This is a genomic window from Pseudomonas sp. TKO26, from assembly GCF_003225665.1.
GTDB lineage: Bacteria > Pseudomonadota > Gammaproteobacteria > Pseudomonadales > Pseudomonadaceae > Aquipseudomonas > Aquipseudomonas saponiphila.
This window is the reverse complement of sequence record NZ_QKLN01000001.1, coordinates 45,574-58,769: the sequence shown is the minus strand read 5'-3', so window position 1 is coordinate 58,769 and position 13,196 is coordinate 45,574. Positions and strand designations below refer to the sequence as shown.

At 64.0% G+C, this 13,196-nt stretch carries 17 protein-coding genes and 1 pseudogene; 14 read left to right on the top strand and 4 right to left on the bottom strand.

Translation table 11 applies throughout. From position 1 onward, the window contains the following. Nucleotides 1-38 precede the first annotated feature (38 nt). On the top strand, nucleotides 39-755 hold the full coding sequence (locus DNK59_RS00290; protein ID WP_110721931.1) for a hypothetical protein: 717 nt from the start codon (nucleotides 39-41) through the stop codon (nucleotides 753-755). A 32-nt stretch (nucleotides 756-787) separates the two neighbouring features. Here DNK59_RS00290 and DNK59_RS00285 read toward each other — a convergent pair whose 3' ends face one another. Further along, the gene (locus DNK59_RS00285) at nucleotides 788-1,780 is read right to left on the bottom strand and encodes a cytochrome-c peroxidase (RefSeq protein ID WP_110721930.1); all 993 of its coding nucleotides are present in this window, start codon (nucleotides 1,778-1,780) and stop codon (nucleotides 788-790) included. A gap of 213 nt (nucleotides 1,781-1,993) precedes the next feature. Between DNK59_RS00285 and ggt the strand changes: the two genes are divergently transcribed. The 10 genes and pseudogenes from ggt to DNK59_RS00235 all read left to right on the top strand — a co-directional run bounded on the left by ggt (nucleotide 1,994) and on the right by DNK59_RS00235 (nucleotide 9,000). Continuing rightward, entirely contained in the window at nucleotides 1,994-3,829 is a 1,836-nt protein-coding gene (gene ggt, locus DNK59_RS00280) for a gamma-glutamyltransferase (RefSeq protein ID WP_110721929.1), read from the top strand. A gap of 154 nt (nucleotides 3,830-3,983) precedes the next feature. After that, entirely contained in the window at nucleotides 3,984-4,478 is a 495-nt protein-coding gene (locus DNK59_RS00275; protein WP_110721928.1) for a GNAT family N-acetyltransferase, read from the top strand. A gap of 18 nt (nucleotides 4,479-4,496) precedes the next feature. Beyond that, a pseudogene (locus tag DNK59_RS32310) lies at nucleotides 4,497-4,604 on the top strand (transcriptional regulator); the annotation flags it as partial. Between the two features lie 463 nt (nucleotides 4,605-5,067). After that, a complete protein-coding gene (locus DNK59_RS00265; protein WP_110721927.1) occupies nucleotides 5,068-5,334 on the top strand; it encodes a DUF3077 domain-containing protein in 267 nt (88 codons plus the stop codon). Nucleotides 5,335-5,449: 115 nt separating this feature from the next. After that, nucleotides 5,450-5,761 (top strand): type II toxin-antitoxin system HigB family toxin, encoded by a 312-nt coding sequence (locus tag DNK59_RS00260; protein ID WP_092310240.1) that lies wholly within the window; start codon nucleotides 5,450-5,452, stop codon nucleotides 5,759-5,761. Next, nucleotides 5,758-6,129, top strand: a complete 372-nt coding sequence (locus DNK59_RS00255; protein ID WP_092310237.1) for a type II toxin-antitoxin system HigA family antitoxin — start codon at nucleotides 5,758-5,760, stop codon at nucleotides 6,127-6,129. The genes DNK59_RS00260 and DNK59_RS00255 overlap by 4 nt, the downstream gene beginning before the upstream one ends. 78 nt (nucleotides 6,130-6,207) lie before the next feature. Then, complete coding sequence (locus tag DNK59_RS00250; RefSeq protein WP_092310234.1) at nucleotides 6,208-7,020, top strand: GyrI-like domain-containing protein; 813 nt, start codon at nucleotides 6,208-6,210, stop codon at nucleotides 7,018-7,020. Nucleotides 7,021-7,153: 133 nt separating this feature from the next. Next, the gene (locus DNK59_RS00245) at nucleotides 7,154-7,870 is read left to right on the top strand and encodes a polyphenol oxidase family protein (protein WP_092310231.1); all 717 of its coding nucleotides are present in this window, start codon (nucleotides 7,154-7,156) and stop codon (nucleotides 7,868-7,870) included. Further along, nucleotides 7,867-8,322, top strand: a complete 456-nt coding sequence (locus DNK59_RS00240; RefSeq protein ID WP_110721926.1) for a GNAT family N-acetyltransferase — start codon at nucleotides 7,867-7,869, stop codon at nucleotides 8,320-8,322. Before DNK59_RS00245 ends, DNK59_RS00240 begins: the two co-directional genes overlap by 4 nt. Nucleotides 8,323-8,418: 96 nt before the next feature. After that, nucleotides 8,419-9,000, top strand: coding sequence for a DUF4234 domain-containing protein (locus tag DNK59_RS00235; RefSeq protein WP_110721925.1), 582 nt, complete (start codon nucleotides 8,419-8,421; stop codon nucleotides 8,998-9,000). 9 nt (nucleotides 9,001-9,009) lie between these two features. Here the strand turns inward: DNK59_RS00235 and DNK59_RS00230 are convergent, their stop codons facing one another. From DNK59_RS00230 to DNK59_RS00220, 3 genes are read right to left on the bottom strand one after another with little or no spacing between them, the layout of a single operon-like run. After that, nucleotides 9,010-9,363, bottom strand: a complete 354-nt coding sequence (locus tag DNK59_RS00230; RefSeq protein WP_092310222.1) for a gamma-glutamylcyclotransferase family protein — start codon at nucleotides 9,361-9,363, stop codon at nucleotides 9,010-9,012. Between the two features lie 32 nt (nucleotides 9,364-9,395). Continuing rightward, entirely contained in the window at nucleotides 9,396-10,490 is a 1,095-nt protein-coding gene (gene ddlA / locus DNK59_RS00225) for a D-alanine--D-alanine ligase (RefSeq protein ID WP_092310219.1), read from the bottom strand. 39 nt (nucleotides 10,491-10,529) lie between these two features. Beyond that, the gene (locus DNK59_RS00220) at nucleotides 10,530-11,009 is read right to left on the bottom strand and encodes a GNAT family N-acetyltransferase (RefSeq protein WP_110721924.1); all 480 of its coding nucleotides are present in this window, start codon (nucleotides 11,007-11,009) and stop codon (nucleotides 10,530-10,532) included. A 244-nt stretch (nucleotides 11,010-11,253) separates the two neighbouring features. Between DNK59_RS00220 and DNK59_RS00215 the strand changes: the two genes are divergently transcribed. The 3 genes from DNK59_RS00215 (at nucleotide 11,254) to DNK59_RS00205 (ending at nucleotide 12,942) form a co-directional block, all read left to right on the top strand. Continuing rightward, nucleotides 11,254-11,592, top strand: coding sequence for a DUF190 domain-containing protein (locus DNK59_RS00215; RefSeq protein ID WP_092310210.1), 339 nt, complete (start codon nucleotides 11,254-11,256; stop codon nucleotides 11,590-11,592). A gap of 73 nt (nucleotides 11,593-11,665) precedes the next feature. After that, a complete protein-coding gene (locus DNK59_RS00210) occupies nucleotides 11,666-12,475 on the top strand; it encodes an AraC family transcriptional regulator (RefSeq protein WP_092310207.1) in 810 nt (269 codons plus the stop codon). A gap of 80 nt (nucleotides 12,476-12,555) precedes the next feature. Continuing rightward, nucleotides 12,556-12,942 (top strand): cupin domain-containing protein, encoded by a 387-nt coding sequence (locus DNK59_RS00205; RefSeq protein WP_092310204.1) that lies wholly within the window; start codon nucleotides 12,556-12,558, stop codon nucleotides 12,940-12,942. Nucleotides 12,943-13,196 lie beyond the last annotated feature (254 nt).

Genomic DNA, 13,196 nt, shown 5'->3' with positions numbered 1-13,196 from the left:
GCCCCTGCATTCAGGCAGGAACAAGGAGTCGTTTTCTCATGTGGGCAAGGAAGCTGCTGTTGCTGATCTCGTGCGGGGTACTTGGGGCCTGCAGCACTCCCGAGCCAATCCAGTACCTGCCCGGCCGGGTCATCTACCGCATCGACTCATCACGCTTTTTCGAGGTCGACCAGACCACCTTCAAGCTCTGCAACGGTTCCTCGCCGGTCATCGCCAGCAGTGGTGACATGGTGCACTACACCGACACCAGGCTCGGCATCCATACCCCGGTAGCGCCCTTTGGCTCATTCAACGGCATCACCGTGCACGGCCGTGGTTCGCACTTGATGATCGATGCCGCCAACTCCAACTACCTGGTCATTCCGATTGCCCAGGGGCCGGGTTTCAGCAACGGTGGAGGCGGCTTGCCGCGCCTGTACTTTTCCCAGGACGCCGGGCGCACCTGGCTGCACATCACTGCGCCCATGTACCTGGAAAGCACGGAGCGAACCTGGCTGACCGGCTCCATTCTGTCGCTCGAAGGCCCCTTCCTGCACGGCGCGGTGCAGATTGACCTGTCCCTGAACTACGAGACGCTCAAGGACCACTCGCCCTATTCGATGCTGTCTTATCCACAGCGCTGGCAACGCGCTGATAGCAGTCGTACGCCCGGCTACTTCGAGCCAGCTCGCCAAGCCCCCATCGATGATCGGTTCAATTGCGCAACCGGCGACAGGCCGGGCCAGCATCGTCAGCGATCGCAACACGAGGCTTAAAAAAACGCAGCACGCTGCGGTGTATTCCCGGATCAATTGAACGGCTGCGGACGCGGTGTCTGCGCCGAGGACGGCGGCAGGATCGGCAGCTTGAAGTCCGGTTGATCGCCGGTCAGGGTCTCAAGGAAGGCCACGATCTGACCGACCTCCTCGGTATCCAGCTGGCGTCCCAGTTGCAGACGGGCCATCACGTCCACCGCCTCTTCCAGCTTCCAGTAGGCGCCGTCGTGGAAGTAGGGATAGGTCAACGCCACGTTGCGCAAGGTCGGCACCTTGAACAGCATGCGGTCGGCATCCTTGCCGGTCAGCCCGGCCACGCCTTGGGCCGGGTTCTTAGTGACATAGGGTTCGAGCATGCCCATCTTCTGGAACGAGCCACCGCCCACCGCCTCGCCGTTGTGGCAGGCCACGCAGCCGATGGACTTGAACAGCTGGTAGCCCTTGAACGCGGTGGGACTGATGGCTGCCTTGTCGCCCTTGAGCCAGCGGTCGAACGGCGCATTGGGCGTTACCAGGGTGTCTTCGAAGGCGGCAATGGCATTGGTGGCGTCTTCGAAGCTGATCTCATCGTTGCCATACACGCGCTTGAACGAAGCCCGGTACTGCGGAATGGAACGCAACACCTCCACCGCCAGTTCATGGCTGAAGCCCATTTCCCCCGGGTTGGTGATCGGGCCGCTGGCCTGCTCCTGGAGCGTGGCCGCACGGCCATCCCAGTACTGCGCAAAGCTCAGGCCGGAGTTGAGTACCGTCGGCGAGTTGATCGGCCCCTGGTGCCAGTTGTGGCCGATGGAGGTGGGCAGGTTGTCGCTGCCGCCCATGCTCAGGTTGTGGCAGGAGTTGCAGGAAATGAAACCGGACTTGGACAAGCGCGGGTCGAAGAACAACTGCTTGCCCAGTTCCACCTTGGCCACATCGGTGATCTTCGCCGGCTGTACCGGCAGGATCGGCTCGCTCGGCGTCTCTCCCCGTACCTCGCCCCCCAGCAGCAATCCGAACACAAGTAACCATTTACAACGGTGCATGGCGTCCTCTCATCAGGCTTATGGTTTGCCTCACCATGTGCCCTATGGACGTCGGCTACCCTGACTCAGATCAAGCGACAGCCGGCAGATTCCTGAGTTGCGACGTTGTCGCGCACCCACTCGACAATCCCCCGCACCCCAACCGCCTGTCCCACTGCTGTACATTCCCCTCCACGGACGACACCTCATTTCCCAGTGAACGGAGCTCAACGCGTGTTCTCGATCTTCCCTCCCCGTCACCCCCGACTCCTCAGCGTCGGCCTGCTGGCCGCCGCCCTCAGCCTCGGCGCCTGCCACACCCCGCCCTCTTCCACTGCCCTGCCCGCCGCTCCGGAAATCGCTTCGGGCTACCGCACCGACATGCACACCCGCCATGCCGACAAACACATGGCGGCCGCCGCCAATCCGCTGGCCGCCGAAGCCGGGCGCGAGATGCTGCGCCAAGGCGGCTCGGCCATCGATGCGGCAATTGCCATGCAAGCGGTGCTGACCCTGGTGGAGCCGCAGTCCTCAGGGATCGGCGGCGGCGCGATGATCGTGCTCTGGGACGGCAAGGCCGTACGCACCTATGACGGCCGGGAAACCGCGCCAGCCGGCGCCACCGAAAAACTCTTCCTGCAGGCGGACGGCAAGCCCATGTCCTTCCCCCAGGCACAGATCGGCGGCCGCTCGGTAGGCACCCCGGGCGTATTGCGCGCCCTGGAACTGGCTCACCAGAAACACGGGCGCCTGCCCTGGGCGCAGCTGTTCGAGCCGGCGATCCGCCTGGCCGAACAAGGCTTCGCCATCTCGCCACGGCTGCACAGCATGATCAGCGCCGACCCGTTTCTGGCCCGCTCGCCGGACATGGCCGCGTACTTCCTCAATGCCGACGGCACACCGAAAGCCGTGGGCACCTTGCTGAAGAATCCACAGCTGGCCGCAGTGCTCAAGCGCATTGCCCAGGAAGGCCCGGACGCCCTCTATAAAGGCCCGGTGGCAGCGGAAATCGTCGCCAAGGTCCAGGGCCACGCCAACCCCGGCAGCCTGTCGCTCCATGACCTGCAGGGCTACCGCGCCAAGGAACGCGCGCCGCTGTGCAGCGACTACAAGCGCTGGCAAGTGTGCGGCATGCCGCCACCCTCTTCCGGTGGCGTGGCGGTGGCGCAGATACTCGGCACCCTGCAAGCCCTGGAACAACGCGACCCGCGCTACGCCCTGGCCCAGCTCAAGCCGCAGAAGACCAACCTGCCCGCCGGCCTTGAGCCAGCGCCACAAGCGGTGCACCTGATCGCCGAAGCCGAGCGCCTGGCCTACGCCGACCGCGGCCTGTACATGGCCGACAGCGACTTTGTACCGGTGCCGGTGGCCGGCCTGATCGCCCCGGACTACCTGGCCCAGCGCGCCGCGCTGATCGGCGAGCGCAGCCTGGGCAAGGCCGAACCGGGCAAGCCCCGGGGCATCCAGGTGGCCTACGCACCGGACCGTTCGCCAATGCGCATTTCCACCTCGCAAGTGGTGGCGGTGGACGACCAGGGCGGCGCGGTGTCCATGACCACCACGGTGGAAGCGGCCTTTGGTTCGCACCTGATGGTCCAGGGCTTCATGCTCAACAACCAGCTGACCGACTTCTCCTTCATCCCCGAGGAAAACGGCCAGAAGGTGGCCAACCGCGTCGAACCGGGCAAGCGCCCGCGCTCGTCCATGGCGCCGACCCTGGTCTTCGACCGCGCCAGCGGTGAACTGCTGGCCAGCGTCGGCTCCCCCGGCGGCTCGCAGATCATCGAGTACGTGGCCAAGTCGCTGGTGGGCATGCTCGACTGGAACCTCGACCCGCAAGCCGCCGTCGGCCTGCCCAACTTCGGCAGCCGCAACGGCCCCACCGAACTGGAGACCGGCCAGTTCAGCCCGGGGCTGAAGCAAGCGCTGAAAGCCCAGGGTCATGAACTGAACGAGATCGACATGACCAGCGGCACCCAGGCCATCGTTCGCGTACGTGATGCCCAGGGCAAAACCTCCTGGGCCGGCGGCGCCGATCCACGGCGCGAAGGGGAAGCGCTGGGGGATTGAAGGCCCTGCGCTGAACCCGAGGGCTGGCCGCGAGGCTGGCCCTTTTTTGTGAGCGGGGAGCACGGGCGCTGTATGCAAGATTTTGCGGCGGTCTGTGTCTGACCCGACCTGGGGATCTGCCCTAGCATCGTCCCTGTCCACCGAGGAACCGACGATGAACAAGATTGCAGCCGACCTTGATATTCCGAGCCTGAGCCCACGCCGCCTGACGCCCCAGGACCTTGAACTGATCTGCCGCCATCGCCTGGCGATGTTTCTCGATGCGGGAAAGGACCTCTCCACCTTGCAGGTGATGACCGAGCACTTTCGCCCCTGGTTGCGCGATCGCCTGGACGACGGCCGCTACTACGGCTTCGCCCTGATGGACGCCGAGCAGAGCGTGGCCAGCATCGGCCTGATGAGCATCGACTGGCCGCCCCACCCTTCCCATCCAACCCAGGATCAGCGCGGCTACGTGCTCAACGTCTACGTCGAACCGGCCTACCGGCGCCGCGGCCTGGCGTCGGCGCTGATGAAACTGGCGGAGGCCGAGTTCAGCCAGCGCGGACTGGGCTTTGCCGTGCTGCATGCGACCGAGGCCGGCAAGCCGCTGTATCAGGGGCTGGGTTGGGCGGCGACCAGCGAGATGGCGAAAGTGTTGGAGGGTTGAGTGAGCGGCTCCGGATCGGAGTGGGAGCAAGGTCGGCGCTCGCCTTCCGGAGCGGCCCGTTCATTGCTGCATATCACGATGCTCAGGCCCGATGTATTTCGCGAAGTGCTGGCACAACCTCTGTAGCCGCTGCCGCAGACTGCGACAAGGACCGTAGGGCCTTCGGCGCCAGGGAGATCGCGGCGACCGTTCCGGTCGTTCGCAGCCTGCGGCAGCGGCTACAGGGGCAGCTCACAAAATGTCGCAGTAATGCCGTTGCGACTCCCCCGACTCCCACCTATGGTTCGACCGTCGCTGCAAAATCAGCGAACAGGCTTGGCGGCCTGATAGAATCGAGGCGCAACAGCGCCCCACCCACATGCGGGCGCTTTTTTTGCGCCCGCATACCTGCGTTATGGCGGGTTGCGTGGGAGAACCCTCGGGTTCGCCGGTTCCTTGATTCCCGGTCCGCCAATCCTGCGCAATCCGCCACCCTGATCTGCTTGGCGGCAGACGGTGACGGTCCTTCGAATCAAGGAGTCGTGACCATGAACTGCTTCTGCAATCTGTTTCCCCCACACCTCCCGTCACACAAAACCGGAGGTGCCCGATGACCACTCAATCGCCCCTGACCACCCTCGGTGAAATCCGCTTTTCCCAGTGCGGCGAACACCTGCGTCCGCTGTTTCGGGTGAATGCCGATGTGCCGATCAGCGACGCCCTGGAACACGCCTCGGCGCTGTTGCATCTGGCAAAGCAATTCACCCTGGAGGCGGCCATGGAGCCACGGTGCGACCGCTATGCTTGGGCGGCACACTACCTGGCAGAGATGGGCAAGGCACTGATGGACGACGTGCACGCCACACTCTCTGCATGACCTGATCGTCACCGAGCCAACGTCGCCTCTGCGGGCAGATCCAGCGATCTGCCCGTACATCGCCTGACGCACTGAGTGACTTGTTTAAGTCCCAGTACGGGACTAGGATCACGCCATGAGAATTATTGCAGTCAGCCAGTTAAAGGCCTTCTGGGCAAAGTACCCGGATGCGGAGCAGCCCTTGCTGGCCTGGGTCGATGAAGCAAAGAAAGCCGAGTGGTCCAACCCTGCGCAGATCAAGGACCAGTATCGCAACGCAAGCATTCTCAAGAGCCGCAGGGTGGTCTTCAACATCAAGGGCAACGAGTATCGGCTGGTCGTTGCCGTGGCCTATCGTTTCGGCGCGCTGTACATCAAGTTCGTAGGCACCCACCAGCAGTACGACGCCATCGATGCCGACAGCGTAGACATGGAGTACCCCATATGAACATCCGCCCTATCCACACCGATCAGGACTACCGCGCAGCGCTGCAAAGCATCTCGCCCCTGTTCGACAACGAGCCGCAGCCGGGGACGCCTGAAGGCGATTACTTCGATGTGATGATCACCCTGATCGAGGCATACGAAGCCAGGCAGTTTCCCCTGGACCTGCCCAACCCAATCGAGGCGATCAAGTTCCGCATGGAGCAATCCGGCTTGTCCGCCGCCGACCTGACGCCCGCCATCGGCCGCACCAACCGCGTCTACGAGGTGCTCAACGGCAAGCGCGCGCTGACCCTGCCGATGATCTGGAAACTGCACCAGCTGTTCGGCATCCCGGCCGAAAGCCTGATCAAGCCGAACAAATCGTCCTGATTCGCACTGCCGGGCTTGAGCTTGCCCCTGGGTAAAGGCTCAACCTGCCCGGCAGCCCAACCACACCAAGGACGCTCCATGCTCACCATCGGACAAATGGCCCGCTGCCACGGCCTCACCACCAAGACCCTACGCCACTACGACAGCATCGGCCTGTTCACCCCGGCCCTCACCGGCCGCGACAACGGCTATCGCTACTACAGCCCGGAACAGATCGTGACCCTGGGCCGCATCGTCTGGCTGCGGCAGTTGGGCATGTCCCTGGAAGACATCCGCACGCTGGCGGACCAGGGCGGCCTGGACAGCGTGCTGCACATGCAGCAGTCGCTGCAGGAGCATGCCCGGCAGCTGGAAAGCGAGATTGCCCGCAGCCAGAAAGTGCTCGGCCACCTGCAACGCTACCTGGCCCAGCCGCAGCGCCAGATTCCTACCCCGCAGACACCGCAGAAGGTGTTCCTGGCCACGCAACGGATCATCGGCATGGCCTGGCAGCAGGATGACCCGGGCTCCATCGCCGAGCTCTGGCAACGTTTTGAACCCCGGGAACAGGAAATCCAGCGGCTGGCAGAACCGGTGGGCACCTACGGCATCTGCCAGCCCCTGGAAGACGGCCAGTGGCGCTACGTCGCCGGCTTGCCGGTGGCCGCCGACGCGCCCCTGGTGCCCGGCATGGTCGAGCTGGAGATTCCCGCTCGCCACTACGCCCGGGTGGAACACCACGGCGCCGTGGCCACCCTGCCGGAAACCTTTCGCGCCGCCTACAGCGAATGGTTGCCGGCTGCCGGGTTGATGCCAATCGAAGCCATAGAGTTCGAATACACCGGCGAGCGTTTCCTGGGGCCCCTGCACCCGGACAGCGTGGTGGAGCTGTACATCCCGCTCAAGGCCTGAAACCTCCACAAGGTGCGCCGCGCCGCAGGCAACCGCTGGTCTGGAGCTGCCTTTGCAACGCGGCCTGTCAGCAAAAGTGCTGCGGATACCGCTATGCTCTGCAGCCATTCCCAGGTTACCGAGCGAAGGCCCGATGAGTTTCCAGGCAGCTGTGTTGAACCAGATACCCGGCATCCGTCATGAGTTTTCGACCCTTGGCGCTGCCCTGCCGGCCAACCTGTTCTTCTGCTCGCAGGTCCACAGTGGCGAGGTGGTGCACGCCAGCACCACCCTGCCCAGCGGGATCATTCGCGGCGATGCGGTCCTCACCCATTCCAGCCGGCCCATCGCGGTGGTCACCGCCGACTGCCTGCCGTTGCTGATCAGCAGCGACGACGGCTCCTGGGTGGCGGCGGTGCATGGTGGCTGGAAAGGCCTGCACGGCGGGATCATCGCCCATGTGCTGCAACACTTTGCCAGCAAGGGCATCGCCCCACGGCAATTGCGAGTGGCCATCGGCCCGTCGATCAAACCCTGCTGCTATGAAGTCAGTGCCGACTTCATCGACACCCTGTCCGCCACTCAGGATCCGCTGTGGCCCGCTGCGCAAGCGCCCTGGAGTCGCCAGCAGCCGGCCCCGCTACTGCCCCCGCAGATTCCCCCGCCACAGCCGACCCAGGCCGACTCCCTGTGGTTCGACCTGAGCCGCTATGCGGTGTACCTGCTGCAGGCCGCCGGCATCGAGGACGAGCAGATTGAAATCAGCGAGCTGTGCACCTACTGCTCGACCCCGACCCTGGCCAGCTATCGCCGACGCGTGCATCGAGGTGAGGCCAAGGCCTTCCAGTACTCCTGGATCGGCCGGACATGAGCCTCGGCGTTGCGCTACTCCCGACCTCTCTGAGTGACCTGGAAACCCTGGTCAAGATGCGCATTGCGGCCATGCGCGAAAGCCTTGAGCGCCTGGGGCGCTTCGATCCGCAGCGGGCCCGGGAGCGTTTTGCCGCCAGCTTCGCGGCCGAACGTTGCCACTTCATCCTCAGTGACGGACAGCCCGTGGGCTTTATCCAGAGCGAATCACGCGAGGATCATCTGCGGCTGCAACACCTGTACGTCACGCCGCCATTCCAGGGACGGGGCATCGGTGCCCAGGCCCTGGCGCCGCTTTTGGAACGCTCCACCAGAGAACAATTGCCCATCCACCTGGATGCGTTGCGCGGCAGTGACTCGAATCGTTTTTATCAACGCCTGGGTTTCGTGCAGGTGGGAGAAAGTGAATGGGATATTCACTACGCTCGGCCGGCAGATCCACCCCGGGCCTGAATCCGGCTCCCGTCGGCCACCAAGAGCGTGCTGGTTCTTGGCCTACTACCTGAGCTAACGTTGCCTCCCGTCTCAGACCCAACCCAAGGAGAGCCCGTGTCTGACAATCTCTACGCCCCGCCCCAGGCGGATCTGGTCGCCCCTTCGGCGCACACAGCGCCACAACCGTTCTATGTGGTATCCAAGGCCAAGTTCCTGACCCTGTACATCCTCACCTTCGGTATCTACCAGCTGTATTGGGCCTACAAGAACTGGCATCAGTTCAGGCACGCCAGCGGCCAGGAGTTGTGGCCAGTGGCCCGGGCGTTTTTCGCGATTTTCTTCACCCATGCGCTGTACCGCGAAGCCGATGCACAGCTCAAGCGCGACGGTCGCAGCCATGACTGGCGGCCCGGTGAACTGGCGACCCTGTTTGTGGTGGGGCTGATCGTCAACAACGTGGTGGATGCGCTGTCACGCAAGAATATCGGCTACCCGGTAACCGACATCGCCAGCCTGGCGCTGCTGCCGGTGCTGGCGTGGGTCACCTGGCTGGGCCAGCGCGGCCTGAATGCCGCCGCCGGGGACCCCGAAGGCCGCAGCAACGCCCGTTTCACCCCGCTCAACTTTGCGCTCTGTGCACTCGGAGCCGTGGTGCTGGTGCTGGCTTGCATCGGGGTGATGCTGCCGCCGGAGTGACCCCGGAACTCAGACGCTGACGTAGACCCAGGCCTGGATCCCGGAGGCCAGGGTCACGCTGACCCGCTGGTAGTCGGCGACTTCATAGCGGTCGGCCGCTGCCAACTCCTCGGGGGTTATCTGAAACACCGTGCCGGCAATCGGCGCGCTGTCCGCCGTCCCCGGGCGCAGGATCGGGTGATGGGTCTTGCCGCTAGCGGCCAGTACCTCGGGATCGGTGATTTCCACCCAGTTCTGTTCATAGCCGAGCATGGCGTCCTTGCTGCCGCTCAACTCACGACCGAAGTTGGCCAGCTGTACAGCCTTGTCTTGCAGGGTGCCGTAGGAAAAAAGGTAGACCGAGGCTTGTGTTGCCGAACTCATTCGTCACGTCCTTGAAAACACGATGATCCGCTTCAGCGGTTGATTTTCAGAGCTTGCCGCTCGGCATGGCGCTCCAGCGCCAGCTCGATCAGGCGGCTCACCAGCTCGCTGTAGCGCATGCCGGTGGCCTGCCACAGCTTGGGATACATGCTGATGCGGGTGAACCCGGGCAGCGAGTTGATTTCATTGATCAGCACTTCACCGTCGTCGGTGAGAAACACGTCGACCCGGGCCAGCCCGGAGCAGCCCAATACCTGGAACGCCTCGATGGCCAGGGCGCGAATGCGTTCGCTGTGCTCGACGCTGATGTCCGCCGGCACCAGCACCCGGGCCGCCTCTGCGTCGATGTACTTGCTGTCATAGGAATAGAAACCGTTGCTGACCACGATCTCGCCGCAGCCGCTGGCGACCGGCTGGTCATTGCCCAGCACCGCGCATTCGATTTCCCGCCCGCGCACCGCCGACTCCACCAGCACTTTGTGATCGAACCCAAGGGCCAGCTCCACAGCGGCATCGTAATCAGCCTCGTTCTCGACCTTGCTCACGCCCACCGAAGAACCCTGGTTCGCCGGTTTGACGAACAGCGGCAGGCCGAGCGCTTCCCGCGCCTGGGCAAAACCGTAGCGGCTGCGGCTGGCCCGGGTCAGGGTAATGAACGGGGTCACGGCCAGCCCGGCATCGCGCAACAGACGCTTGCTGACGTCCTTGTCCATGCACACCGCCGAACCCAGCACGTCGGAGCCGACAAAAGGCAGGTCGGCCATGCGCAACAGGCCTTGCAGGCAACCGTCTTCACCCAGGGTGCCGTGGACAATCGGAAAGATCACATCCACATGCCCCAGCAACTCCTGGCTGCCGGTTTCCAGCAACTGCTGGCTGGCCTTGCCCGGCACCACCGCCAGCTCGCGGTTGGACTGGTTGAGGGCGATCAGCGCCGGGTTTTCCTGGTTGATCAAAAAGTTCGAGGTGTCGTTGAGGTGCCAGTGCCCCTGCTTGTCGATGCCGATCAGCACCGGCTCGAAGCGCGTGCGATCCAGGGCATCGACGATATTGCGCGCCGACTGCAGCGACACTTCGTGTTCCGCCGAACGACCACCAAAAATAATCCCGACCCGCAACTTGCTCATGACTGGTTCCTATTGAACGTTCTCTGATGGCCCATGGTTTCAGCTCGGGCTGTAGCGCAGGTGAATCAGCGCCACCCGCTGCTGTTCCTTGTTCTTGCGCTCTTCGATGGCGAACGGCACAAACCCCAGCTTCGGATACAACAGCAACCCCGCCACATTGCTGTTGAAGCAGGACAGGGTCACCTCGCTGGCCTGATGCTTGCCGCGGGCGATCGAGATCATCTGGCCGATCAACTGGGCGCCCAGGCCGGCGCCGCGCACTTCGGGGGCGACGATCACGTTGCCGATGGTGCAGGTGCCGCCATTTTCCCAGCGATAGAAGTTGGCAAAGCCCACCACCTGCCCATCACGCTCGATCACCGTCGAGTCACTGCGCTGGGCGATGGAGTCACGCAACTGGTCGTGGGTCAGCGGCCAGGTGGCGGCGGGAAAGAAGAAATACAGCTCCTCGGGGTTACCGACGAAACTGCAGATACGCGCAATGTCGGCTTCTGCCACCGGGCGAAAAGTAACGGCCATGTTCAGTCTCCTGATATGGGGACGGATCGTCCTTGTTGAGGTTCAGAGCGTAACAAGCGCACCAGGCCGGGCGCTCAACGCCGGGCCCGCGAGAGCAGAGAAGCAGCGCAGCGCGCATGAATGCAAGTGGCCGTGAAGAGGGCTGGGGTGCTGACGCTACTCCACTCGTGCCTGCCCGGGCAACCGTCGAATAAGCCGGCAACTATGCTCAAGGAACCCACTGCCACGCTGCAGGAACGCCATCATGAAAGGCTATCTGGTGATCTTCTTTACCCAACAGAACCGTCGTTACCACGGCAAGATGCTCGGCGACTGGGTGGTCGACCTGGCGCAGCAGATGGGCTTGCGCGGCGCCACCCTGTCCACCGCCATCGAAGGCTTCGGGCACTCCCGCCACCTGCATTCGGCGCACTTCTTCGAGCTGGCCGACCAGCCCCTGGAAATTCGCCTGGCCATCAGCGAAGCCGAATCGCAACGGCTGTTCGAGCGCCTGCAGGCCGAGGACTTTTCGCTGTTCTACATCAAGACGCCCATCGAGTTCGGCCACCTGGGCAAGCAGGCCCCGGCCCCCGACGCGGCCTGAACCGGAGGACAAGACAGCTCGCGCGCCCCTGAGTTAACGTAGCGCCCCAGATTTCATCCATCAGGACTGCTTCATGGCCAAGCCCACCGCCGTCACCGATTGGGTTCACCGTGCGCCATCCGCCCGGGGCCTGGAGCGCATCGAGGCGTATTTCGCCGGCCATGGCTATGACATGCACCGCCACGATACCTACGCCATCGGCCGGACCCTGCGCGGGGTGCAGAGCTTCCAGTACCGCGGCGGCTGGCGCCACAGCCTGCCCGGCGCGACCATGGTCCTGCACCCCGACGAAGCCCACGACGGCGAAGCCGGCACCCACGACGGCTTCCACTACCGCATGCTGTATGTCGAACCCGCGCTGATCCAGCAGATCCTCGGTGGCCAGCCCCTGCCCTTCATTGCCGGCGGCCTGTCCAACGATCCCCGACTGTCTGCCGCCACCGACGCCTTGCTGCGCGGGGTCGACAGGCCCCTGGATCCGCTGGAGCAGGAAGACGCCCTGTTCGATCTGGCCCACGCCCTGAACGGCGCGTCCGGCGTCGCCCGGCCGCGGCAGAGCTTCGACTACGTGGCCGCCGAACGCGCCCGGGAATACATCCACAGTGCCCTGGACCGGACCCTGACCCTGGACGAGTTGGCAGCCCACAGCGGGCGCGACCGCTGGAGCCTGTCCCGGGACTTTCGCCTGCTGTTCGGCACCAGCCCCTACCGCTACCTGAGCATGCGCCGCCTGGACCTGGTCCGCGCCCTGCTGGTCCAGGGCCAGTCGCTGACCCAGGCGGCGCTGATCGCCGGCTTTTCCGACCAGAGCCACATGACCCGGCAGTTCCGCCAGGCTTACGGCCTGCCTCCGGCCCGCTGGCTGAAGATGCTCGGGCGCTGAGCCACGCACAATCGTTCAAGAAACCAACACCGCCGGCTGTTTACCCTCAGTGCTCATTCATCACTGATGTGGACCGCAACATGCCCAACCCAACCGCGCAAAACGCCTACCAGAGCATCAACTTCAAGCACAAGCTCGGCCTGTTCAGCGAACACTGGACCCCCAAGGTGATCGCCGAGATGAATGACTACCAGTTCAAGATCTCCAAGCTGCAAGGGGAATTCGTCTGGCACAGCCACGCCGACACCGACGAAACCTTCATCGTCCTCGACGGCCAGCTGTACATCGACTTTCGTGACGGCCGGGTGGCCATCGGCAGCGGCGAGATGTTCGTGGTGCCCAAGGGCGTCGAGCACAAGCCCTGGGCCGAGCAGGAGGTCAAGCTGCTGCTGATCGAGCCCAAGGGCGTGCTCAACACCGGCGATCAAGGCGGCGAACGTACTGCACAGAACGACGTCTGGATCTGACCCTGGCCTGAATCTGCAAGGTGGAAAAGGGAATTTCCACCGCAGCGGCGGGGTCAGAGACTCTGACACGCCACTCAATCATCGCTGCTGGCCGACCGACGGCGTACCGAAAACCCTACGTCGAGGGAACCAGCACGGGTAAAGTGACGCTCCAATTTTTTCTGTGCGATGGCTCTATCGCGGGGATGCCAGCCAGGTCCCGGCCTTTGATGACGCCCATGGCGCGTCCATTACCTGTTGCGACCCCTGATCCC